The organism is Micromonospora sp. DSM 43699 (assembly GCF_055517075.1).
Genome location: NZ_JBTMMT010000002.1, coordinates 25,692 through 48,505 on the forward strand (window position 1 = coordinate 25,692; position 22,814 = coordinate 48,505).

Consider the following 22,814-nt stretch of genomic DNA (forward strand, 5'->3'; position numbering starts at 1 on the left):
CGACCATCCTCGCAATCGGCCAGGCGGGATTCGCCGGATCAGGCGGGCTGTCCCCGGGCCGGCACCACCCGGCCGGCGAGCACCGCGCCGAGCAGCGCGCAGCCCACCGCCACGGCGAGCATCCCCGCGTACCCTGCCTTGTCGGGTGCCGTCCCGGTGGCGAGCACCGAGCCGGTCAGCGCCAGCACGGTGGCGGTGAACAACGAATCGGCAAGCTGCAGCGACGAACTGTTGCGTCCCTGCTCGTCGGGGGCCGACAGGGCCAGGGTCAACACCGACAGCGACGGGTACGCCAAGCCCATCCCCAGCCCGGCGATCGCCCAACCGGCCACCCCGACCGCCACCGGCACCGGTGGCCACACGGCGAGGGTGAGCGTGGCGGTGCCCACCGCCACGCAGGCCAGGCCCCACCGGGGCAGGGTCGCCGTGGAACGCGGCGGCGACAGTCGGCCCTGGAGCCAGGACCCCACCGACCAGGACAGCGCCCCGACGGTCAGCACCAGACCGGCGGCGGTCGGCGTGAAGCCCCGCTCCCGGGACAGCATCAGCGGGATGACCACCTCCGCGCCCGCGAACGCCGCCGCCGCCAGCCCGCGCAGACCCACCACCGTCGGCAGGCCCCGGGCGGCCCGCAGGAACCCCGCCGGCAGCAGCCGGGGCGCGCTGACCACCAAGCCGGCGAGGGCAACCGAGACCAGGATCACGGCGAGCGCGCCGCGCTGCTGCCCCCCGTGGTGCAGCAGTGCGGCGCTCACCCCCGCCCCGGCCGCCCAGCCGATCCGGGCCGCCGCGCCCGCCGGTGGCCCGGCCGGCGTCGGGCGGTCGAGCGTGCGCAGGCCCGACTCGACAAGCAGCACCGCCGGCAGCGCCACCACCGGCACCGCGAGGAAGACCCACCGCCAGCCCAGGTACTCGACGATCAGCCCGGCCACCGCCGGCCCGACAAGCGACGGTACGACCCACGCCGCCGCGAACGCCGCGAAGACCCGACGCCGCAGCTCCTCTGGATACGCCTGCCCGACCACCACGTACAACGCGACAGAGAGCAACCCGGACCCGAGGCCCTGCACCGCCCGCCCGACCACCAGCGTGCCCATCGCGGTGGCACTCCCGGCGACGAACAGTCCGACGACGAACAGCCCCACCCCGCACCACATCGGGCCGCGTGGCCCCCGGGCGTCACACCAGATGCCGGAGAGCACCATGGCCAGCACCGCAGCGGCGAACGAACCGCCGAAGGCGAGCGCGTACAGCCCCAACCCGTCAAGCGCGCGGGCCACCGTGGGCATCGCGGTGCCCACCGCCAGCGCCTCGAAGGCCAGCAGCGACACCAGGGCGACGCTGCCCACCGTCATCGCCCGCAGTTGCGGACCATAGAGGCGGGCCGACGGGGTGAGGGTCGCGGTCACCGGCCAGCCCCGGCCCGGGACGGTACGTCAGGCATGTGCCCAGCCTGCGACCTGCACCCCGGTTCAGGTCAAGGGTGAGCCCGGTCTCGTCACGCCGACTCCAGCGCCTCCCCGACCCCCTTGGCCAGCCCCGACAGGTGCTGGTCGGCGAGCAGGTGACCGGCGGTGATCACCAGGGCGAGCGGCCACTCGATGACCTGGAGGGCGGCGAGCACCCCCAGCCCGGCGTAGTAGGCGAGTTTGTCCGGCGGTGGCACCGCCACCTCCCCCAGCATCGGCACCTCCACCCGCCTCGTGTACGCCCGGACCATCTCGTGGCCGCCGCTGAGGTGACGCGTGATCGTGCTCATTCCGGCCTCCCTGCCGACTACGTCGGGTCGTCAGCCGGATTCCACAGGCACCGCCGTCCATGCCCCGCCACCGGCGGAAACTTCCCCCGGTCCGGGGGCATAACGGACGCCCTGCCGGGAAGCCAGGCCGCCTGACGAACGCGGGAGGCGAGATGGCGTACGGCGGCAGTGGGCGGGACCGACGAGTCGGCCGTACCACTCGATGACCGCGCTGGGCCGGGTCGCCGGTCGGCTCCTCCCGTCGGTGCCGGTGCCGCCAGTGGTCAGCGGGGCGTCCCGTACCGTCGGATCGGCCGCCGGGCGGCTGGCCCGGGTGGCCGGGCTGACCCGCCGCCGGGTCTGGTCCCGCGACGGCCGGCACCACATCGAGGTGCACGGCGTCTGCCAGGACGGCGGTGACCGGCTGGCCCGCCAGGTCGAGGCGGCGCTGGAACGGATGCCCGGGGTGGCCTGGGCGCGGGTGAACGCCCCCTCCGGCCGGGTGGTGGTGGCCGTCGAGGAACCGAAGCCGAAGCTGGCGGCCCTGATCGAGACGGTGGGCCGGGTCGAACGGGTCTGCCCGCACGAGCCGGACCCGGAGATCCCGCCCCCGCACCCGCCGGAGGACGGGCCGCGTACCCCCAGGACCCTCGGCGCGCTCGCCTCCGACGCGCTCGGCCTGACCATCTCCGCCGCCACCCGGATCCTGCCGTTCACCCCGGTCCCGGGGGAGGTGGCCGGCCTGCTCACCGCCGTCGACCTGCACCCGAAGCTGCACCACCTCGCCGGCCGGGGGTTGCGCGCCGACCCGCGCGCCGAGGTGCTGTTCCCGCTCGCCGAGGCGGTCGTACAGGGGCTGACCGGCGGCTGGGCCGGCATCGTCCTGGACGGCGCGCAGCGGATCGTGCAGTGGGGTGAGGCCCGGGCCCAGCTCGCCACCTGGACCCGGGCCGAGCCGAAGTTGACCGGTGACCCGGAGCGCGCTGTAGCCCGCCTGACCGGGGCCGGGCGGCCCTGCCCCCGACCCGACGGCCCGGTCGAGCGGTACATCTCGACCATGCTCGCCACCGGGGTCACCGCCGGGGCCGCCGCGCTGCCCGTCGCCGGCCCGAAGCGGGCCGCCGCGCTCGGACTCGCCGCGCTGCCCAAGGCCCCCGGCAGCGGCCGCGAGGGGTACGCCGCCCAGCTCGGCCGGATCCTCGCCCGGCGTGGCGTGATCGCCATGGACCGCAGTGTGCTGCGGGAACTCGACCGGATCGACACGGTGGTGCTGGACGCGGCCGTGCTCGGCTCGGCCCGGGGCGTCCTCGCCGACCTGGCGCCGGTGGCCGACGCGGACACCGGGGAGGTGGTCGGCCGGGCGTTCGCCCTCTTCGACCCCGACCACCCGGACGACGTCCACGAGACGGACGGCTGGCGGCTCGGCCCGCTGGCTGACCTCGACGCCGCCGACCCGGGGGACACCCCGGACAGCCGGCGGCTGCGCGCGGCGGGCGGACCGCTGCTCGGTCTCGTCCACGGTGACGCCCTCACCGCCGTCGTCCGGGTCGCGCCCGAACCGGCACCCGGCGTGGACGCGCTGCCCACCGCCGCCCGGCACGCCGGCCTGCGCCTGGTGGTGGCCGGTGCCGACCCGCAGCGGTACGGCTTCGCCGACGCGGTGCTGCCCGGCGGGGACCGGCTCGCCGAGTCCGTCCGCACCCTGCAACGCGACGGCGCGGTGGTGATGCTGGTCTCCGGCGACCGGGCGGCGCTGGCCGGGTCCGACTGCGGGCTCGGCGTGGCCGCCCCCGAGGACCTGCCCCCGTGGGGCGCCCACCTGCTCGTCGGCACCGACCTGCGGATCCCCGCACTGTTGATCGAGGCGGCCGGGGTGGCCCGGCGGATGACCAGGCAGAACATCCGCCTCGCCATGGCCGGCACCGGCCTCGGCGCGTTGGGCGCGTTCACCGCCGCCGCACCGCAACTGCCTGGCCGCAGCCTCGCCGCCGTCAACGGCGCGGCGGCACTGGCCTTCGCCAACGGGGTGTGGCGGGCCCGCCGGCTGCCCGACCCGGTGCAAGCCCCGGTGCCGGCCACCACCGCCTGGCACCTGATGCCGGTGTCGGCCGTGCTGCGTCAGCTCGACACCACGCCGGACGGCCTGACCGACGCCGAGGCGCAGCACCGGCACCGCGCCGGCCCGGACGCGTCGACCGGCCCGGTCAGCCTGTTCCGGGCCTTCGTCGACGAGTTGGCCAACCCGCTCACGCCGGTGCTGGCCGCCGGCGCGGTCCTCTCCGCGGCGTTCGGCTCACTTGTCGACGCGGCCCTGGTCGGAGGCGTGATCGGCGGTTCGGCGCTGGTCGGGGCGGTGCACCAGCGCAACACCGACCGGGCACTGGCCGAGTTGCTGTCCCGGTCGGCGGTCACCGCCCGGGTGCTGCGGGACGGGACCGCACGGGTGACCGCCGCCGAGGACCTGGTCCCCGGGGACGTGGTGACCGTCGGCCCGGGGGACGCGGTGCCGGCCGACTGCCGGGTGCTCACCGCCGACGGGCTGGAGGCCGACGAGTCGTCGCTGACCGGTGAGTCGTTGCCGGTCAGCAAGGGAGCCGACCCGGTCGTCGCCGCCGCCCTGGCCGACCGCGTCTCGATGCTGTACGAGGGCACCACCATCGCCGCCGGCCACGGCACCGCGGTGGTGGTGGCGACCGGTGCCGGGACCGAGTCCGGCCGGAGCCTCGCGCTGGCCAGCCAGGCCCCACCGGAAAGCGGGGTGGAGGCCCGGCTCGGCAAGCTCACCCGCGCGGCGATCCCACTGGCCGCCGCGTCGGCGATCGCGGTGGCCGGGGCGGGGCTGTTGCGGGGCGTACCACTGGGGCAGACGGCGGCGACCGCCGCGAACCTGGCCGTGGCGTCGGTGCCGGAGGGGCTGCCGTTCCTGGTCAGCGCGGCGCAGCTGGCCGCCGCGCGGCGGCTGGCCGAGCACGGGGCGTTGGTCCGCAACCCGCGCACCATCGAGGCGCTGGGCCGGGTGGACGTGCTCTGCTTCGACAAGACCGGCACCCTCACCGAGGGCAAGCTGCTGCTCGCCGGGGTCGGCGACGACGGCCGGTTCGCCGATCTGCACGGCCTCGACGACGGGTTGCGCCGGGTCCTCGCCGCCGGGCTGCGGGCCACCCCGTACGCGGCCGATCCGGAGGAGTTGCCGCAGCACACCGACCGGGCGGTCCGTCATGGCGCACGGCAGGCGGACGTGACCGAGCAGACCGACGCGGGCGGTTGGACGGCGGTGGGCGGGCTGCCGTTCGAGCCGTCCCGGGGTTACCACGCGACCGTCGGCCGGACCACCGACGGGATGCTGCTCAGCGTGAAGGGCGCCCCGGAGACGGTGCTGCCCCGGTGCGGTGCGTGGCGGCTGCCGGGCGGCCGGGAAGAGCCGCTTGACGACGAACGTCGGGGCCGGCTGCACACCGTGCTCGCCGAGCGGGCCGGGGCGGGCCATCGGATCCTCGCCGTGGCGGAGTGCCGGGCCGGTGCCGAGGCGGTCACCGACGACGAGGTGCGGGGGCTGGTCTTCGTCGGTTTCCTCGCCCTCGCCGACGGGGTACGGGACAGCGCCGCCCCGGCCGTGCGCCGGATCCGACAGGCCGGCGTGCACACCATCATGATCACCGGGGACCATCCGGCCACCGCCGAGGCTATCGCGTCGGCGATCAGCCCGGAGACCGACGGTCAGCGGGTGGTCACCGCCACCGAGCTGGACCGGTTGGACGACGCGGCGCTGGGCGAGCTGCTGGGCCGTACCGACGTGGTGGCCCGGTGCACCCCGGCGCACAAGGTACGGATCATCCAGGCGTTGCAGAAGTGCGGGCGTACCGTGGCGATGACAGGTGACGGTGCCAACGACGCACCCGCCATCCGGCTGGCCGACGTGGGCATCGCCCTCGGCCAACGGGGCACCCCGGCCGCCCGCGCCGCCGCCGACCTGGTGGTCACCGACGACCGGTTGGAGACCATCATCGCCACCCTGGTCGAGGGGCGGGCGATGTGGTCGTCGGTACGCCACGCGCTGAGCATCCTGGTCGGCGGCAATCTCGGCGAGATCGCGTTCAGCGTGCTCAGCGCCGCCCTCACCGGCCGCTCGGCACTCAACGGCCGACAGTTGCTCCTGGTCAACCTGCTCACCGACCTGGCGCCGGCGCTGGCCATCGCGATCCGGCCACCCGACTCCGACCACGCCGACGGGCTGCTCCGCGAGGGGCCGGACGCCTCACTCGGCGGCACCATGACCCGGGAGATCGGGCTGCGCGCCGCCGCCACCACCCTGGGTGCGACCGCCGGCTGGACGGTGGCCCGCTGGACCGGCCGGGAACGACGGGCCGGCACGGTGGCCCTGGTCTCGCTGGTCGGCACCCAACTGGGGCAGACCGTCCTCGCCGGTGGCACCAGTCCGACGGTGCTCGCGTCGACCGCCGCGTCGGTCGGCGTGCTCGCCGCCGTGGTGCAGACGCCAGGGGTGAGCCAGTTCTTCGGTTGCACCCCGCTCGGCCCGGTGGGCTGGGGGATCGCCGCCGGTTCGGCGCTCGGCGCGACCTTCGCCAACGGCGCGTTGACCCGCCTGGTGGAGCACCTACCGTCCCCACCCACCCGCTGACCCCGCCTGCCGCCTGCCGCCTGATCGTGCTCCAACAACGAAGTAGTGGCATCCTGCGGCAGGATGGCCACTACTTCCGTGTTGTTGCCCGGCTTCTGCTCATCGCCCGGCGGCCCGGGCAGGTGGTGGCGGGGACCAGGTGGCGGCGGCGCGGCCCAGCCGGTCGTTGATCGCCCGGCCGATCCCCTCGTCGGGGGCCGGTTCGGCAAGAATCTCGGTTACCCCGGCCGCGTCCAGCCGGTGCAGCGCGTCGAAGAGCCGGGCGGCGGCCTCGGTCAGGTCACCGGCGGGCGAGAGCACCTCGACCGCCGCGTAGCCGGCGGCCGGCCGCTCCCGGAAGGCCAGGAACCCCCGCCGGACACCGCCGACCGGTTCCGGCACCACACCCCCCACCACCCGCAACGGGGTACGCGGTGCGTAGTGCGCGGCCAACGTACCGGGAGCCACCGGCTGCCCGGAGCTGCCCGGTCGGACGGTCACCGGGCCGATCGCCGCGATGAGCTCCTCCACGGGCAGCGCCCCGAGGCGCAGCACCACCGCCTGCGGTCCCCGCGCGTCCACGATTGTCGACTCGATCCCGCACCGGGTGGGGCCGCCGTCGAGCACCACGTCGACCGCCGCGCCGAGCCCGCGTACGACATGCTCGGCCCGGGTCGGGCTGAGCTGCCCGAACCGGTTGGCGCTCGGTGCGGCCACCGGCACCCCGGCGGACCTGATCAACGCGCGGGCGGACGCCTCGTCGGGCACCCGGACAGCCATGGTGTCCAGGCCGGAGGTGACGATGGGCGGGATCACGGCCGGCCGGTCCACGATCAGGGTGAGCGGCCCCGGCCAGAAGCGCTCGGCCAGCGCCGCGACCGGCGGGGGCAGCGTACCGACGAGAGCCGGCAGGTCGGCGGCGTCGGCCAGGTGGGTGATCAGCGGATCGAAGCTCGGCCGGGCCTTGGCCTCGAAGATCCGCGCCGCGGCCCGGGCATCCAACGCGTTCGCGCCGAGCCCGTAGACCGTCTCGGTGGGGAAGGCCACCAGCCCGCCGGCCCGTAGCACGGCGGCGGCCTCGGCGATGCCGCGCTCGGCGGGCAGGACGCGGGGAGATCCGATGGTCACGTCCCCGACGCTAGCCTGCCGTCCCCGCCCGGTCCGGTGCGGGTGGCCGGCGGCTACCCGGCGGTGGGGCCGAACGACGTGCGGGGCGGCCCGGCCTCCGCCCAGCAGACACCGCCGCGGAACTCCACCCCCGGGACACCGTCGGCCGTCATCCGGGTCAGCGCCGACGGGAACGACGCAACGCCCAGACGCCCCCGCCGACGGCAACCACCGTGGGCACGAGGCAGCAGAGCATCAGGACGACCAGGTGCCACGGCTTGACTGCTCCCATGGCCGAGAGGCTAGAGGACGCGCGCCAACCGCGTCGTCCCTGTGCGCTCCCGGCAGGCAGGTCCCCGGTGTCCTTCCCGGAGGGTAGGTCACGTGGGGGAGGATTGCGGGCATGCTCCGCTCGCCGCTCGCCCTGCTGTTGGACTTCGGTGGTGTCCTGGCCGATGCTCCCCCGCAGTCGCCGGCCCCACCGGAACTCGTCAGGCGGCTGTCCCGTCTGGTCGGCGGTGCGGTGTCCGGCCGGCAGACGGTCTGGACGTCGAGTGTGCCCGGCGGGCCGGGGCGGACGCCTCGCCGGCCCGGTCGGCGGTGTCGTACGACTCGCGGGCGTCGAGCAGGTCGTCCCAGTGCCGTTCGGTCCAGGCACAGGCCACCGCGATCGGTCCGAGCAGGCTGCGGCCCAGCGGGGTCAACTCGTACTCGACGTGCGGCGGGTGGACGGTACGCCTGACCAGCCCGTCGCGTTCGAGGGAACGCAGCGATCGGGTGAGCACCTTGGCGGTGACCCGGTGCAGCGGAACGCGCAGCTCGGAGAAGCGGCGGGGCCCGTGCTCCAGGCAACGGATGACCAGCGCCGCCCACTTGTCGCCGAACCGGATCGGGTTGAGCGACGACGGGCACAGCTCGTCGAACATGTCGGCCGGCAGGGGCTGCCTCATCGCCTCACGATAGCCGGTATCCCGGTGGTAACCACGTCCCTCGATAGCGTCGGCACCTCGGTCGGACGCACGGAATCCGGCCCCGATGGAGGGTGGTTCCTCATGCAGATAGTGGTCTTCGGCGCAGGCGGCCGGGCCGGGCGGCAGGCCGTCGCCGAGGCACAACGCCGCGGCCACCAGGTCACCGCCGTGGTACGCGACCCCGCACGCCACCGCGACCTGGTCGACGTACGGGTGACGGCCGGCGACGTGACCGACCCGCTGAGCGTCGAGCGGTCAGCCGCCGGGCAGGACGTCGCGATCAGTGCCTCGGTGGACCTGTCCCTACCACCGCACGACTTCTTCACCGCCTCGTCCCGCGCCCTGACCAACGGCCTCACCAAGGCGGGCGTACGCCGGCTGGTGGTGGTCGGCCTCGCCGCGATCATGCCCGGGGCGTCCGGTGCCGCCCTGATGGACGAGCCCGGTTATCCGAACGAGTACCGCCCCTTCTACCTCGGCCACGCCGCCGGCCTCGCCGAGCTCCGGGCCGCCGAGCTGGACTGGGCCTACCTCGCACCCGCCGGTGACTTCGACCACGACGGCCCCCGCACCGGCCACTACGTGCTCGCCGAGCACGGTGACCCGGGCAGCCGGATCAGCTACCCGGACTTCGCCATCGCCCTGCTCGACGAGATCGAGACGCCCCGCCACCGCCGCGCGGCGGCGATCGTCCGGCAGCGGTGAGTCGGTGGTCGTCGGTTCGGGTTAATCCTGTGGTAGCGCGCGGTCCACCGACGACGCCCCGGCCACCGGATGGACCGCGACCACCGCGTCAAGCGGCAGCGCCGAGTAGACGTGTGGGAAGGACTGCCCGTCGGGGGTGTCCTCCCAACGCAGGGCCGCGCCGAGACGCCGGGTGTCGAGCGCGACGACCACAAGGGCCGGCTCCGGCGCGAAGAACCGCACCGCGGTCGCAGCCACCTGTGCGCGCGAGGAACAGTGGACGAAACCGCTGCTGTGGTCCAGCGGTGAACCGTCGAAACGGCCGGTGGCGTCGAACTGCGACCACTCGGCCGGCAGCAGGATCTTGTAGATCAGCACGGCTCAGCGTGGCAGATCGGCAGGCAACCGGTCCAGCATGCGCGCGAATCCCGCGCTAGAGGCGGCAGACGACCGCGGTGGCATCGTCCCGGTGCTTGTACCTCGGCCAGATCACACCGCCCGGATCACGGTCCTCGAACTCCCGGGTGGCCGCGATCAGGGCGGCGGGCCCGTGGTCGTAGGCGAACGCCAGCAGCGCGGGCCAATCCATCGCGTTGAAGTCGGTGACCAGAAGGGCGGCGCCATCCGACAGCAGAGCGGCACCACGCACCTCGTCCACAGCGCCGGTCAGCGCGTGTTCAGCGGCTGTCGGGTCCGCCTGCGCCACCCAGTAGCCACTGGCCCGGTTTCTGACTTTCTGCTGCTCACTTATCAGCGCGAAGAGTGGACCCTTATCGCTTTTGTCCCTGCCGGCACGGGCCGCCCGCGCATTGCCCGACGCGAAGGCTTCCACCGACTTGTCCTGTACCACCACCGGCTCGTCGTGCATCCGGTCAATTGCTACGACGGAATCCGAGAGGACAAGATATTCCAACGAATCTCCGGACTGCCGCACCATGGCGACTGTCGAACAGGGAGAGCCAGGATGGGCGAGGTCGCAGGAATCACGATGCATGGCCGCCACCGCGTCTACCGCCTCCGCCAGGGCTTCCGCCAGATTTCGGCCAGGGCTACCAGCGAGCCCCAGTAGTTTGCTTCCGAGCTGGTGCACGTACCAGGGCGTGCCGTGAACGCAACCCGTCTCCGATGCCTCGGAAAGGCCGTCGAGGACCACGGCCGTCGTGGCGGTGGCTGCCGCCCAGTCCTCGTTCCGACCGTCCGGGCGTCCCGACTCACTTGCGACGCTGACGAACACCCTTCCCCCTGGCGGTTGACTGGTGCCGGAAGCACGACACGTTTCACTAGAGTCCGAACTGCTTCTGCCCTGCCTGCCGATTGCCCTGCCTGCCGATCGGTCCGCACGCAGGAAGACGACCGGTGGGTCATTCGGTACCCCGCTCATTCCACGAGTTCGCACAGTCCTGGGCCGTACTCGTGAGGATCTCGCCTCACTCACAGTCGCGCCCGAACAGGAGACGGCCTGAGCAGCTTGGCCGTACGGATGGCTGTATTCGGAACTGAGATCAACCAAGGAAAGTGCTGGTGGAGCCCAGGGGACTCGAACCCCTAACCCCTGCCTTGCAAAGGCAGTGCTCTGCCAGTTGAGCTAGGGCCCCGCAGGCGGACGACGCCGCCGGTGCCGACCGGAGCCGGGCTGGTCAGCGCAGATCGGGCGCGGTGGTCGCCTCGTGCCAGAGAGCGCGCTCGTCGTTGGAAGCCTTGACCTTCCTGGCCACCACAGCGGCGACGCCGACGACACCGACCAGGAACAGAAGCTTCTTGAACATGGGGCGACCCCTCGCGCTCGACTCGACTGCCCGTCGGAACGGTGTTGCGGTGGGGCTAGCTGGAATCGAACCAGCGACCTCAGAGTTATCAGCTCTGCGCTCTAACCGACTGAGCTATAGCCCCGTGTGGCGACGAGCAAGGTTAACCCATCGCATCGTCCGCTCCCAAATCGGGGTGACCGATGCTCTCGCGCCATCCCGACCGTACCCGGCCGCCCCGCGAGCGGGCGAGTCCTTTCCGCCGGTCACCCGGATCGGAGATCCACTCCCACCAGCGGCGCCGGAGCCGGTCGACCGGCAAGGAGCGGGGAACCGGGCCGGCCCAGCCGGACGGTGGCCGGGAAGCACGATGCCGGGGCGACCGCTGTCCGCGGTGCCCCGGCATCGGGCCGGATCGGTCGCGCCCGGTGAGCGCGCTCGGATCAGTCGCGCTCGGCGAGCGTCAGTTCGATCCCGCCGACCAGGTCGGCGCAGACGTTGTAGACGAACGCGCCGAGGGTCGCGAGCGCGGTGAACAGCACCACGTTGACCAGCCCGATCAGGGCGGACGTCAGGATGACGCCCTTGGCGGTGATCTGGAAGCCCCCGCTGGTGCCCTGCCCGCCGCTGGCGCTGACCAGGTCGGTCAGGCTGTCGTTGACGCTCTGGAAGACACCCATCGCGTCCAGCGCGAGATAGAGCACCGAGGTCGCCACGACCACCACGATGAACAGGACCACGGAGACCGCGAAGGCGAACTTCATCACGGACCACGGGTCGATCCGCTTGAGGTTCAGCCGGGCCCGGCGCGGGCCCCGGGAAGCCGCCGAACTGACCGAGGTACGCGCGGCGCGTACCGCGTCACCCACCCGCGCGGCACCGACGGCGGCCGGACCTCCGAGGCCCGGAGGCAGGCCTCCGCCGTTGGCCGGGCGGGCGCTGCCCGTGCCTGCGGCGGGACGCCCACCGTCCGGGGACGGCCGCAACCCGCCGACCTTCGGCTGGGTGCCGGTGCTGGACGGAGAGGTGGCGGCCCCGACCGAGATCGGCTGTGTCGTGTTGCTCGACCTGGCCGCAGCGGCCACCGGCTGGGTGGCGGAGGAGGGCGCGTCGGTACCCGTTGTCTGGGGCTTCTCGGTCGTTCCCGAATCCTCACCCGGCTTGTCCGGCGGCGGTGCCATGCCGGGTGCCCGAGTGAACTTCGGGGCAGGCGCGTCGGCGGGGACGGTCGCCCGACCCACGGCGGCGCGGCCGGCGGGGGTTGGACCGCTCTTGGCGGCCTCCTCGTCGACCGGTTTGGCCGAGGTCCCCTTGTTCCCCGACTTCGCCTGTGTCTCCGTCATTCAACTAGTCCTGTTCGTCAGGCTCGTCGGCATTGCGAGCAATCGCCACGATAGTCACGCCGTCCGGGAGGTCCATCAGCTTGACCCCCATTGTGTTCCGGTCACGCGTACGGCGTACAGGCTTCACCGGAGTCCGGATGACGCCGCCGTTGCTGGTGATCGCGAACAGCTCGTCGTCCGGGTCGATCACGACCGCGCCCACCAGACCACCGCGGCGCTCGGTGATCTTCGCAGTCAACACGCCCTTACCTCCCCGGCCCTGCACCGGGTATTCCTCGATGGGGGTACGTTTCGCATATCCCCCGTTCGTGGCCACCAGGACGTCCAGACCCTCCCGGACGACCTCCATGGCCAGCAGGACGTCGTCGTCGGTGAAGCGCATGCCGATCACACCCGAGGTGGCCCGGCCCATCGGGCGCAACGCCTCGTCCGAGGCGTTGAACCGGATCGCCTGCGCCTTCTTCGAGACGAGCAGGAGATCCTCCTCCGGCGCCACCAGGACGGCACCGACCAGCTCGTCGTCGTCACGCAGGTTGATCGCGATGACGCCGCCGGACCGGTTGGAGTCGAACTCCTCGAGTCGGGTCTTCTTCACCAGGCCGTTTCTCGTGGCCAGTACCAGGTAGGGGGCCACCTGGTAGTTCGGGATTTCGATGATCTGTGCGATCTGCTCATCCGGCTGGAAGGCGAGCAGGTTGGCCACGTGCTGACCCTTGGCCACCCTACTGGCCTCGGGCAACTCGTACGCCTTGGCCCGGTATACGCGGCCCTTGTTGGTGAAGAACAACATCCAGTCGTGTGTGGAGCATACGAAGAAGTGGCTGACAATGTCGTCCTGCCGGAGTGTCGCACCGCTCACGCCCTTGCCGCCGCGCCGCTGCGAGCGGTAGAGGTCGACCTTGGTGCGCTTGGCGTACCCGGTGCGGGTGATGGTGACCACCACGTCCTCGCGGGCGATCAGGTCCTCCATCGAGACCTCGCCGTCGAACGGGATGATCTTCGTACGCCGCTCGTCGCCCCACTTCGCGACGATCTCGCTCAGCTCCTCGGAGACGATCTTCCGCTGCCGCTCCGGCTTGGCGAGGATGTCCTTGAGGTCGGCGATCTCGATCTCGAGCTTGGCCAGGTCGTCCAGGATCCGCTGCCGCTCCAGCGCGGCCAGCCGACGCAGCTGCATGTCCAGGATCGCGGTCGCCTGGATCTCGTCGATCTCCAGCAGCCGGATCAGGCCCTGCCGGGCGTCATCGACGGTGGGCGAGCGCCGGATCAGGGCGATCACCTCGTCCAACGCGTCCAACGCCTTGGACAGGCCGCGCAGGATGTGCGCCCGCTCCTCGGCCTTGCGCAGCCGGAAGGCGGTCCGTCGGCGGATCACCTCGATCTGGTGCTCGACGTAGTAACGGAGGAACTGGGCCAGGTTGAGCGTGCGCGGCACCCCGTCGACCAGGGCCAGCATGTTGGCGCCGAAGGTCTCCTGGAGCTGGGTGTGCTTGTAGAGGTTGTTCAGCACCACCTTGGCGACCGCGTCACGCTTGAGCACCAGCACGATCCGCATGCCGGTACGCCCGGAGGACTCGTCCCGGATGTCGGCGATGCCGGCGAGCTTGCCTTCCTTGATCAGCTCGGCGATCCGCTCCGCCAGGTTGTCCGGGTTGACCTGGTACGGCAGCTCGCTGACCACCAGCGCCGGCCGGCCCCGCTTGTCCTCCTCGACCTCCACCACCGCGCGCATCCGGATCGACCCGCGACCGGTCCGGTACGCGTCCTGGATGGCGGACTGACCGACGATCAGGCCGTGGGTGGGGAAGTCCGGCCCCTTGACGATCTCCAGCAGCGCTTCGAGCGTGGTCGCCTCGTCGGCCTCCGGGTTCTCCAGGCACCACTGCACCGCCGCGCCGATCTCGCGCAGGTTGTGCGGCGGGATCTTGGTGGCCATCCCGACCGCGATGCCCTCGGAGCCGTTGACCAGCAGGTTGGGGATCCGCGACGGCAGGATGGTGGGCTCCTTGGCCCGGCCGTCGTAGTTGTCCTGCAGATCGACGGTGTCCTCGTCGATGTCCCGCAGCATCTCCATCGCCAGCGGGTCGAGCTTGCACTCGGTGTTGTGGCTGACGAAGCCGTCGGAGACGAAGGAGTGATCCTCGGTGTCCACCCGGACGCTGTAGACCGGCTGCACGCCGGCATCCGTGATGCTCGCCACCTCGGCGTAGTAGAACCGGCCGTCGACAAGCGGCTCCACCACGTCGAGGATCCCCGGCTCGGTGATCCGGGCGGCGATCTCGTCGCGGTCCCGCTCCCACCGCTCGATCCGGTCGACGTTGTGCCGACGCAGCCAGTCCCGCTCGGTCCAGCGCCGGGCCCCGTGCGCGCGGATGAAGTCACCGACCAGCGGGACGTGGTCGCTGGAGAGCGCCGTGCTGCTCGCCGGCACCGAAGCCAGCTCGGACTCCAGCTTGGCCTGCTTGCGGCCGAGGAAGCCGACGTGGGCGGCGAAGATCCGGGCGTCGCGGCGGTTGGTCACCACGACCTTAATCTCGCCGTCGTCGTACCGGGTCTGCCGGCTGATCACGCCGAACTCCAGCAGCAACTGCTGGACCTCGCGGGCCAACCGCTCACTGCGGGTCGAGTACGAGACCTGGATGGTGTTGCGCGGCAGCAGCGAGGACGATCCGTCGCCCTCGAAGAGCGCCTGGAGGAAGGCGCGCTTGATCGCCGCCGGCCCCTGCCAGACGAACTCGGGCACGAACTTGGCGGCGCTCCGTGCGCCGACCAGTTCGCCGAGGATGCTGGCGCGCAGCGCCGAAAGGTCCTGGACGTCCAACTCGTGCAGCACACTGCCGGAGGCGATGACCCGCTCGCTCAAATAGCGTGGTCCGCCGACGGCGAGATCGTAGGCGGCGAGGACCCGGACGAAGAACTCCCGGTCCACGTTGTTGAACCCGGCCCGCCCCTCCGACACCCAGCCCTCGCTGACGAAGGCACCGGCGAGCACCGCAGCCTCGACGTGCTCCAGCATCGGGTAGCCGATCTCGTCCGGCACCGTCCGCTGGAGCACCACCCGGTCGCCCGGGGAGAGCTCAGCGAGCAGCTTCCAGAGCAGGGTCGGCACCCCGGCCACGTCCACCAGGCAGAGCACCGGGTGGTTGTGGGTGCCGGTCAGCTCGTACCCCTCGCGGGTGCGCAGTCGCAGCGTCGGGTGCTCGCCGGAGTGGAAGAACTTCGACGCGCGGACCAGGTCGCCGTTGCGGTCGCGGACCTTCAGTTCGACGTCGGTCTCGCTGCTCGGCGCGGCGTCCGGCACAATGTCGCCGATCCGGACGGTACCGTCGGCCGTGCGAATCCGGACATCTCCGGTCACGCAGTACCTCATGGCCGCAGCCGGGTCATTTCCGGGCGAACCGAAGTTGCCGTTGCCGTCGACCAGGGGGTAGCGCAGCGCCCAGGGCTGGGCCATCCGGACCAGGGCGTCGTAGATGGCCGAGTCACCGTGCGGGTGGAACTGCCCCATCACGTCGCCGACGACCCGGGAGCACTTCACGTAACCCCGGTCGGGTCGGTAACCCGAGTCGTACATGGCGTAGAGGATCTTGCGGTGGACCGGCTTGAGCCCGTCCCGGACGTCCGGCAGGGCCCGCCCGACGATCACGCTCATCGCGTAGTCGAGGTACGAGCGCTGCATCTCGACCTCGAGCCCGACCGGCTCGATCCGGTCGTGCTGGACGACCGCCGCGAGTGGTGTCTCGGGGGTCTCCGGCTCGTTCGGGGTGGACTCGGGAGTATCGGTCACTGTTAACCCTTATCAGACTCAGAGTCGCGTTCGTCCTGTGGATAACGCTGTGGAAACCGGCCAGGCTGTGGATAACCCGGTGGACGACGGTCGGCCGGTGGCCCACCGGCCGACCGCTGGCTCAGATGTCGAGGAACCGCACGTCCTTGGCATTGCGCTGGATGAACGAGCGCCGGGCCTCGACGTCCTCGCCCATCAGCACGCTGAACAGCTCGTCGGCGGTGGCGGCGTCGTCGAGGGTGACCTGACGCAGCGTCCGGGTGGCCGGGTTCATCGTGGTCTCCCACAGCTCGGGATAGTTCATCTCGCCCAGACCCTTGAACCGCTGGATGTCGTCCGGCTTGGCGTTGGGCTTCTTCTGCTGGCGCAGCGCGATCAGCCCGTCGCGCTCCCGGTCGGAGTACGCGTACTGGGCGTCGTCACCCTTCTTGTTCCACTTGATCTTGTAGAGCGGCGGGGCGGCCAGGTAGACGTGGCCCAACTCGACAAGCGGTCGCATGAAGCGGAACAGCAGGGTGAGCAGGAGCGTCTGGATGTGCTGGCCGTCGACGTCGGCGTCGGCCATCAGCACCACCTTGTGGTACCGCAGCTTCTCCATGTCGAAGTCGTCGTGGATGCCGGTGCCCAGCGCGGTGATCAGCGCCTGGACCTCGTTGTTCTTGAGTACCCGGTCGATCCGGGCCTTCTCCACGTTGAGGATCTTGCCGCGGATCGGCAGGATCGCCTGGGTACGCGGGTCGCGACCCTGCTTGGCCGAGCCGCCTGCCGAGTCGCCCTCGACGATGAAGACCTCGGACTCGCGCGGGTCGGTGGACTGGCAGTCGGCCAGCTTGCCCGGCATCGAGCCGGACTCCAGCAGCGACTTGCGGCGGGCCAGCTTGCGCGCCTGCTGGGCGGCGATCCGGGCGCGGGCCGCCTGGGACGCCTTCTGGATGATCGTCTTGGCCTCGGCCGGGTTGCGGTCGAACCAGTCGACCAGCCGGTCGTTGCAGACCCGCTGCACGAAGCTCTTCACCGGGGTGTTGCCCAGCTTGGTCTTGGTCTGGCCCTCGAACTGCGGATTGGCCAGCTTGACCGAGATGATCGCGGCCAGGCCCTCGCGGATGTCCTCGCCGGAGAGCTTCTCGTCGCCCTTGAGTAGCTTCTTGTCCGCGCCGTAGCGGTTGACCACGCTGGTCAGCGCGGCTCGGAAGCCCTCCTCGTGGGTGCCGCCCTCGTGCGTGTTGATCGTGTTGGCGAAGGTGTAGACCGACTCGCCGTACGACTCGTTCCACTGCATGGCGATCTCGACCGACATGCCTTCTTCTTCGGCGGCGAACTCGACGACCGTCTTGTGCATCGGGTTCTTCGAGGCGTTGAGGTGCCTGACGAAGTCGGCGATGCCGCCCTCGTAGTAGAAGGTGACCTCGCGGGGCTTGCCCTCCTCGCCCTCGGCGACCCGCTCGTCGAGCAGGTGGATGGAGAGCGCCCGGTTGAGGAAGGCCATCTCCTGGAGGCGGCGGTAGATGGTCTGGAAGTCGAAGTCGGTCGTCTCGAAGACGTCCGGGTCCGGCCAGAAGGAGACCGCCGAACCGGTGCGGTCGGTGGTCTCGCCCTTCTCCAGCGGGTCGGGCTTGGAGTTGTGGTACTGCTGCCGCCAGACGAAACCGGACTTGTGGATCTCGACGGCCATCCGGGTGGAGAGGGCGTTCACCACTGAGACGCCGACGCCGTGCAGACCGCCGGAGACCGCGTACGCCTTGCCGTCGAACTTGCCGCCCGCGTGCAGCACGGTCAGCGCGACCTCGACACCCGGCTTCTTGAGCTTCGGGTGCAGGTCGACCGGGAAGCCACGGCCGTTGTCGGTGACCCGGACCCCGCCGTCGGCGAGCAGCACCACGTCGATGGTGTCGCAGTAGCCGGCGAGCGCCTCGTCCACGGCGTTGTCCACGACCTCCCACACGAGGTGGTGCAGACCGCGCTCGCCGGTCGACCCGATGTACATGCCGGGCCGCTTGCGGACCGCCTCCAGCCCTTCGAGGACGGTGATCGACTCTGCGCCGTACTCCTGCTTGTCCTGCGCTGCCACCCTCGGCCACTTTCTCGCACCATCCGCACCAGGGCGCGGGGGCGCGGGTTCGGCGGACAGGACACGACGTCGGCGCGCCCGGGCGGCGCGCCCGGAGGGCGGTCGCGGATCGTGCGCGCCGGTCGCCGCGGTTGCCCGCGGATCGCGATCGGCCAGACCCGACCCGGGACGTTGATCAAGGGCCGGTGAAGGCCCCTGTCCGTCGCACCGCGTCAGGTCGTCGTCTCGGGTCCAATCTTACTGTGCGCACACGACAGAACCGCCACTCGGCACCCCTTGAAGGCGGCTCAGACCCCCGTAGCGGGCCGAATCTCGCTGTCCGCTACTCCCCCTACACGCCCGGGTCCGCCTTCCGTGCCCGCCGCCACTGCGATCGGCCGGGTCGGCGGGCGGACGGGGGTCGCGCCCGGAGGCGGTCGTACCGTAGCTTTGCGGCGCGCGGCAGAGCTGCCCGTCTTGATCTTTTCCACCCGTTACCGGGACGATGGACCCGAACGACCCGACACGTGCTCTCGAGAGGTGACACCAGATGGGGCTGGACAATGTCGCGGTGCACTGGCCGCGGACCGGCCGCTTCTACGACCCGGTCGCGCCGGCCGAGTTCGTCGACTTCGGCGAGATCGTCGACATCCCGCGGATCTCCGCGCCGACCGCCGCGCTCGCCGAGCACATCGCCAAGACCGGCACGGTCCGGGCCACCGCGTACACCGAGCTGGTCGACCTGATCCTCGGCCTGGAGAATGTGCTCTACGCCACCGACGCCGCCGCCGAGGACGAGGACCCGGTGATCGACCCGGACGGGTGCGCCTGGATCGCCGGCGGGGTGGAGAAGTTCGTCGCCCAGCACCGGCCGCACGGCGAGGTGGTGACCTTCGAGTCGGTCAGCGATGTGCTCCGCGCGCTGCTCGGCGACGGCCGCCTCGCCGAACAGCAGTTGCGTTGGCTGGGTAGCCGGCTCGACCGGTTGCGCGACGAGAACGGCGACCCGCCGCAGTGGGACTTCACCTGTGCCGAGCTGGGCGTGCTGGCCGCGTTCTACCGGCGCTGCGCCGACCGGGGCTTCGCCGTCTACGCCGACGCCGAGCCCGGTCGCCGACCCGGCCCGCAGCCATGACAGTCGGCCGCAGCGGCGGCTAGCTCTCCGGCGTCAGGGTCGCCCCGGCGGGAGGGCTGGCCACGACCGCGCCGCTGGCGGCGGCGATCACCCGGGTCAGCGCCCCGTGCAGGTCGCGTAGCTCGGACAGCGGCAGCCCGAGCCGCGCGACGACCGCCTGCGGGATCTGCTCGGCGCGGTCCCGCAGGGCCCGGCCGCTCCCGGTGAGCGAGACGGCCAGGCTGCGTTCGTCGGCCGGGTCTCGCCCGCGGCGGAGATAGCCGGCCGCCTCCAGGCGCTTGAGCAGCGGCGACAGGGTGCCGGGATCGAGTTGGAGCAGCCGGCTCAGCTCGCGGACCGACAGCGGCGCGTGCTGCCAGAGCGCCAGCATGACCAGGTACTGCGGATGGGTCAGCCCCATCGGTTCCAGCAGCGGCCGGTAGACCGCGACCACGCCGCGCGCGGCGACGGAGAGCGCGAAGCAGACCTGCTCCTCCAACGCCAACGGATCCCCGTCGGGCTTAGCGCCCACCTCTGCACCTCCTCGTCGTCATTGCGATCGTACCAATGATTGGTGTACCAATGGTTTGCACACCAATCATTGACGAGAGGTCGGAGCCGATGAGCGAGGAGAAGCCGGCGGCGAAGGCCCCCGGCGAGGGCGGTCGGCTCCTGGCCTGGGCCTTCAAGAACCTGGCCGGCCCGCCGGAGGTGCAGGGTGCGGTGCAGGGCGGCTCCCGGCAGGCCCGGGACGCCTGGAAGCAGGACCTGGAGCGACGCAAGCAGTGGAGCCGCGAGCAGCGGGAACGCAAACGTGCCGAGCGGGAGGCCCGGCGCACGCAACAGTGACCGTCAGCCGTAGGTGTCGCGCGGCCCCCGACCCCGCACCCGACGCGGCCCGCGCGACCACGACGGCGCCGCCGGCCCGTGGATGTGCAGCTTGCGGACCACGTTGTGGCCGACCTCCCCGGCGATCCGCTTCAGCAACGAGCCGGCTAGCAGCCGCAACTGGGTGGCCCACGCGGTCGACCGGGCCTCCACGGTCAACTCGCCGTCCTCCAGCTTGACCGGCCGGCTGTGCTGGGCGATCTCCGCCCCGACGACCTTCTCCCAGGCACCGAAGACGGTCGCCTCGGCCGCCGGCTGCTGCCAGCCGCGGGCCTTCATCAGCCGCTCCAGCACCGCACCCAACGGCTGCGGGTCACGCGGGTCCGGCCCCGGCCCGGAGTAGCCACGCAGCCGCCGCCCGCCACCGTCGGCCGCACCGGTGACCCCTGGTCGGCGGTTACGCGACGCCGACTCCCGTCGGGCCTTCGCCGCGTCCAGCACAGCCCGCGCCAGCTGCGGGCCGCTCGCCCCCGCCGTGCCGTCCCCGGCCCCTTCCGGGCCGGTCGCCGCGCCGTCGCCGCCCGCTCCGGACGGCCCGCTTCCGGTCGCCGGACCGCCGACCCCACCACCGGGCGCGGCGTCCGCACCGGTGCCGGCCGGTCGGGCCCGCGCACCGTCCGCGCCCCCGCCGCCTCCCCCGGGGGTACGCGCACCGCGTGCCCCGCCCGAGGAGGAGCGACTCGGGCCACCCGTCCGGCCCGGGGGTGCGACGGGGCGCTCCGGCTCAGTCGACACGTCGGACCGTCCCGTCGCCCACCGCGTACCGGGCACCCCGCAGGGCCACCGGGACGTCGTCGTCCACCGCACAGGTCACCAGCAGCTGACCGGCCCCGCCCACCAACTCGGCAAGCCGTTCCCGACGACCCGCGTCCAGCTCGGCGAAGACGTCGTCGAGCACCAGGACCGGTTCGATCCCGTCGGCGCGCAGCAGGTCGTACCCGGCCAGCCGCAGGGCCAGCGCGTACGACCAGGACTCGCCGTGGCTGGCGTACCCCTTGGCGGGTAGCGGGCCGAGGGTGAGCACGAGGTCGTCGCGGTGCGGCCCGACCAGGGTGGTGCCCCGCTCGATCTCGGCCGACCGGGACTCGGCCAGGGCGCCGGTCAACGCCTCGGCCAGCACCGCCCGGTCGGTGGTCGGCCCGGTCAACTCCACCGACGGCCGGTACGCGATCCCGGCCGTTCCCTCGCCCGCCGCCACCGCGTCGTACGCCTTCGCCACGTGCGGGGTGAGCGCGGCGACCAGTTCCAGCCGGCCGGCCAACAGCTCGGCACCGTGCTGCGCCAGGTGGGCGTCCCAGACCGCCAGGGTGGACAGGTCCCCGCCCCGCGACCCGCCCGTCTTGCGGGCCAGGTACGCCGTCCGCAGCAGGGCGTTGCGCTGCTTGACCACCCGTTCGTAGTCGGCGCGCACCCCGGCGTACCGGGGCTGCCGGAGCACGAGCAGGTCGTCGAGGTAGCGACGGCGTTCGGCCGGGTCGCCCCGGACGAGTTCGAGGTCCTCCGGGGCGAAGAGCACCAGCCGCAGCGCGCCGATCACGTCCCGGGCACGACGGGCCGGGGAGCGCCCCAGCCGGGCCCGGTTGGCCTTGCCGGGAACGATCTCCAGCTCGATCAGGAGTTCCCGGCCGTCGTGCACCACCGCACAGCGGATCACCGCCGAGGTGGCGCCCAGCCGGACCAGCGGGGCGTCGGTGGCGACCCGGTGCGAGTCCAGGGTCGCCACGTAGCCCAGCGCCTCGGCGAGGTTGGTCTTGCCGACGCCGTTGGCCCCGGTCAGGACGTTCGGCCCCGGCTCCAGGTCGACGCCGACCCGCTCGTACGAGCGGAAGTCGACCAGTTCGAGCCGGCGGACGTACACAGCCTGTGGACGCCGCTCAGCGCTTGTGCACGGCGTGCCCGCCGAACTGCTGGCGCAGCGCGGCGACCGCCTTCATCGCGGGTGAGTCGTCCTGCCGGGAGGAGAAACGGGCGAACAGGGCGGCGGTGATGACGTTGAGCGGGACGGCCAGCCGGATCGCCTCGTCGACAGTCCAGCGCCCCTCGCCGGTGTCGTCGGTGTAACCGGTCAGCGTGGCCAGCGCCGGGTCCTCGTCCAGCGCCCGGTCCAGCAGGTCGAGCAGCCAGGACTGGACGACCGTCCCCTCCCGCCAGGACTTGATGATCCCGGGCACGTTCGTCACCATCTCGGCGGCGGACAACAGCTCGAAGCCCTCGGCGTAGGCGTGCATCAGGCCGTACTCGATGCCGTTGTGCACCATCTTGGCGTAGTGGCCGGCACCGACCGGGCCGGCGTGCACGAAGCCGTGGTCCCCGGCCGGCTTCAACGCCTCGAAGATCGGCATCAGGTGGTCGACGTGTTCCTGCGCGCCGCCGACCATCAGGGCGTAGCCGTTCACGTTGCCCCACACCCCACCGGAGACGCCGACGTCGACGTAGCCGATGCCCTGTGCGGCGAGGCGTTCGGCCCGGGGTGCGTCGTCGCTGAACCGCGAGTTGCCGCCGTCGATGATGATGTCGCCCTCGCCCAGCACCTCGGCGAGCGCGTCGATGGTCGTGTCGGTGACGGCGGCGGGCACCATCACCCAGACCGCCCGGGGTGACTCCAGCTTGTCGGCCAGTTCGGCGAGGCTCGCGACGTCACTGCGGTCGGCGTTGCGGTCGTAGCCGACCACTTCCTGCCCGGCGGCGCGCAACCGCTCGCGCATGTTGCCGCCCATCCGGCCGAGTCCTACCAGGCCGAGCTGCATCTGCCCCTACCTCCGTGCGTCTGGG

17 protein-coding genes, 2 tRNA genes and 1 pseudogene are annotated in these 22,814 nt (G+C 72.2%); 4 read left to right on the forward strand and 16 right to left on the reverse strand.

Translation table 11 applies throughout. From position 1 onward, the window contains the following. Nucleotides 1-38 precede the first annotated feature (38 nt). Nucleotides 39-1,409 carry an MFS transporter gene (locus AC0AIB_RS01530; RefSeq protein WP_328341659.1) on the reverse strand — a complete coding sequence of 457 codons (1,371 nt, stop codon included), beginning with the start codon at nucleotides 1,407-1,409 and terminating at the stop codon, nucleotides 39-41. An 89-nt stretch (nucleotides 1,410-1,498) separates the two neighbouring features. Then, nucleotides 1,499-1,759, reverse strand: a complete 261-nt coding sequence (locus AC0AIB_RS01535; protein ID WP_328341661.1) for a hypothetical protein — start codon at nucleotides 1,757-1,759, stop codon at nucleotides 1,499-1,501. 202 nt (nucleotides 1,760-1,961) lie between these two features. Here AC0AIB_RS01535 and AC0AIB_RS01540 point away from each other — a divergent pair, with 202 nt between their 5' ends. Then, the gene (locus AC0AIB_RS01540) at nucleotides 1,962-6,377 is read left to right on the forward strand and encodes an HAD-IC family P-type ATPase (RefSeq protein WP_465095852.1); all 4,416 of its coding nucleotides are present in this window, start codon (nucleotides 1,962-1,964) and stop codon (nucleotides 6,375-6,377) included. A gap of 99 nt (nucleotides 6,378-6,476) precedes the next feature. Here AC0AIB_RS01540 and AC0AIB_RS01545 read toward each other — a convergent pair whose 3' ends face one another. After that, nucleotides 6,477-7,460 carry an L-threonylcarbamoyladenylate synthase gene (locus tag AC0AIB_RS01545; protein WP_465095914.1) on the reverse strand — a complete coding sequence of 328 codons (984 nt, stop codon included), beginning with the start codon at nucleotides 7,458-7,460 and terminating at the stop codon, nucleotides 6,477-6,479. 494 nt (nucleotides 7,461-7,954) lie between these two features. After that, nucleotides 7,955-8,413 carry a winged helix-turn-helix transcriptional regulator gene (locus AC0AIB_RS01550; RefSeq protein ID WP_328341665.1) on the reverse strand — a complete coding sequence of 153 codons (459 nt, stop codon included), beginning with the start codon at nucleotides 8,411-8,413 and terminating at the stop codon, nucleotides 7,955-7,957. A gap of 102 nt (nucleotides 8,414-8,515) precedes the next feature. On the opposite strand from AC0AIB_RS01550, the gene AC0AIB_RS01555 reads away from it, so the two are divergent. Further along, nucleotides 8,516-9,139 (forward strand): NAD(P)-dependent oxidoreductase, encoded by a 624-nt coding sequence (locus AC0AIB_RS01555; protein WP_465095853.1) that lies wholly within the window; start codon nucleotides 8,516-8,518, stop codon nucleotides 9,137-9,139. Between the two features lie 21 nt (nucleotides 9,140-9,160). Here AC0AIB_RS01555 and AC0AIB_RS01560 read toward each other — a convergent pair whose 3' ends face one another. From AC0AIB_RS01560 to gyrB, 8 genes are all read right to left on the reverse strand, one after another. Continuing rightward, nucleotides 9,161-9,496, reverse strand: coding sequence for a DUF952 domain-containing protein (locus AC0AIB_RS01560; RefSeq protein ID WP_328341669.1), 336 nt, complete (start codon nucleotides 9,494-9,496; stop codon nucleotides 9,161-9,163). Between the two features lie 55 nt (nucleotides 9,497-9,551). After that, complete coding sequence (locus tag AC0AIB_RS01565) at nucleotides 9,552-10,352, reverse strand: hypothetical protein (RefSeq protein WP_328341671.1); 801 nt, start codon at nucleotides 10,350-10,352, stop codon at nucleotides 9,552-9,554. Nucleotides 10,353-10,637: 285 nt separating this feature from the next. After that, nucleotides 10,638-10,713, reverse strand: a tRNA-Ala gene (locus AC0AIB_RS01570). 42 nt (nucleotides 10,714-10,755) lie between these two features. Further along, nucleotides 10,756-10,884, reverse strand: coding sequence for a DLW-39 family protein (locus AC0AIB_RS01575; RefSeq protein WP_328341672.1), 129 nt, complete (start codon nucleotides 10,882-10,884; stop codon nucleotides 10,756-10,758). Nucleotides 10,885-10,934: 50 nt separating this feature from the next. Then, nucleotides 10,935-11,008: transfer RNA gene (locus AC0AIB_RS01580), tRNA-Ile, on the reverse strand. A 298-nt stretch (nucleotides 11,009-11,306) separates the two neighbouring features. Beyond that, nucleotides 11,307-12,206 carry a DUF3566 domain-containing protein gene (locus AC0AIB_RS01585; protein WP_328341674.1) on the reverse strand — a complete coding sequence of 300 codons (900 nt, stop codon included), beginning with the start codon at nucleotides 12,204-12,206 and terminating at the stop codon, nucleotides 11,307-11,309. A 4-nt stretch (nucleotides 12,207-12,210) separates the two neighbouring features. After that, nucleotides 12,211-15,993, reverse strand: coding sequence for an intein-containing DNA gyrase subunit A (gene gyrA, locus AC0AIB_RS01590; protein WP_465095854.1), 3,783 nt, complete (start codon nucleotides 15,991-15,993; stop codon nucleotides 12,211-12,213). A gap of 121 nt (nucleotides 15,994-16,114) precedes the next feature. Further along, on the reverse strand, nucleotides 16,115-18,061 hold the full coding sequence (gyrB, locus tag AC0AIB_RS01595; protein WP_328341679.1) for a DNA topoisomerase (ATP-hydrolyzing) subunit B: 1,947 nt from the start codon (nucleotides 18,059-18,061) through the stop codon (nucleotides 16,115-16,117). A 529-nt stretch (nucleotides 18,062-18,590) separates the two neighbouring features. Between gyrB and AC0AIB_RS01600 the strand changes: the two genes are divergently transcribed. Continuing rightward, nucleotides 18,591-19,175 (forward strand): hypothetical protein, encoded by a 585-nt coding sequence (locus tag AC0AIB_RS01600; protein ID WP_328341681.1) that lies wholly within the window; start codon nucleotides 18,591-18,593, stop codon nucleotides 19,173-19,175. Nucleotides 19,176-19,194: 19 nt separating this feature from the next. Here AC0AIB_RS01600 and AC0AIB_RS01605 read toward each other — a convergent pair whose 3' ends face one another. After that, on the reverse strand, nucleotides 19,195-19,686 hold the full coding sequence (locus AC0AIB_RS01605; RefSeq protein WP_465095855.1) for a MarR family winged helix-turn-helix transcriptional regulator: 492 nt from the start codon (nucleotides 19,684-19,686) through the stop codon (nucleotides 19,195-19,197). Between the two features lie 89 nt (nucleotides 19,687-19,775). On the opposite strand from AC0AIB_RS01605, the gene AC0AIB_RS01610 reads away from it, so the two are divergent. After that, nucleotides 19,776-20,003: a hypothetical protein gene (locus AC0AIB_RS01610; protein ID WP_328341685.1), complete on the forward strand. Its 228-nt coding sequence runs from the start codon at nucleotides 19,776-19,778 to the stop codon at nucleotides 20,001-20,003. Nucleotides 20,004-20,006: 3 nt separating this feature from the next. Here AC0AIB_RS01610 and AC0AIB_RS01615 read toward each other — a convergent pair. The 3 genes and pseudogenes from AC0AIB_RS01615 to gnd all read right to left on the reverse strand — a co-directional run. Further along, nucleotides 20,007-20,570: pseudogene (locus AC0AIB_RS01615) on the reverse strand (DciA family protein); the annotation flags it as partial. Between the two features lie 196 nt (nucleotides 20,571-20,766). Continuing rightward, on the reverse strand, nucleotides 20,767-21,900 hold the full coding sequence (gene recF / locus AC0AIB_RS01620) for a DNA replication/repair protein RecF (RefSeq protein ID WP_328341686.1): 1,134 nt from the start codon (nucleotides 21,898-21,900) through the stop codon (nucleotides 20,767-20,769). Between the two features lie 16 nt (nucleotides 21,901-21,916). Next, nucleotides 21,917-22,789: a phosphogluconate dehydrogenase (NAD(+)-dependent, decarboxylating) gene (gene gnd / locus AC0AIB_RS01625; protein ID WP_328341688.1), complete on the reverse strand. Its 873-nt coding sequence runs from the start codon at nucleotides 22,787-22,789 to the stop codon at nucleotides 21,917-21,919. Nucleotides 22,790-22,814 lie beyond the last annotated feature (25 nt).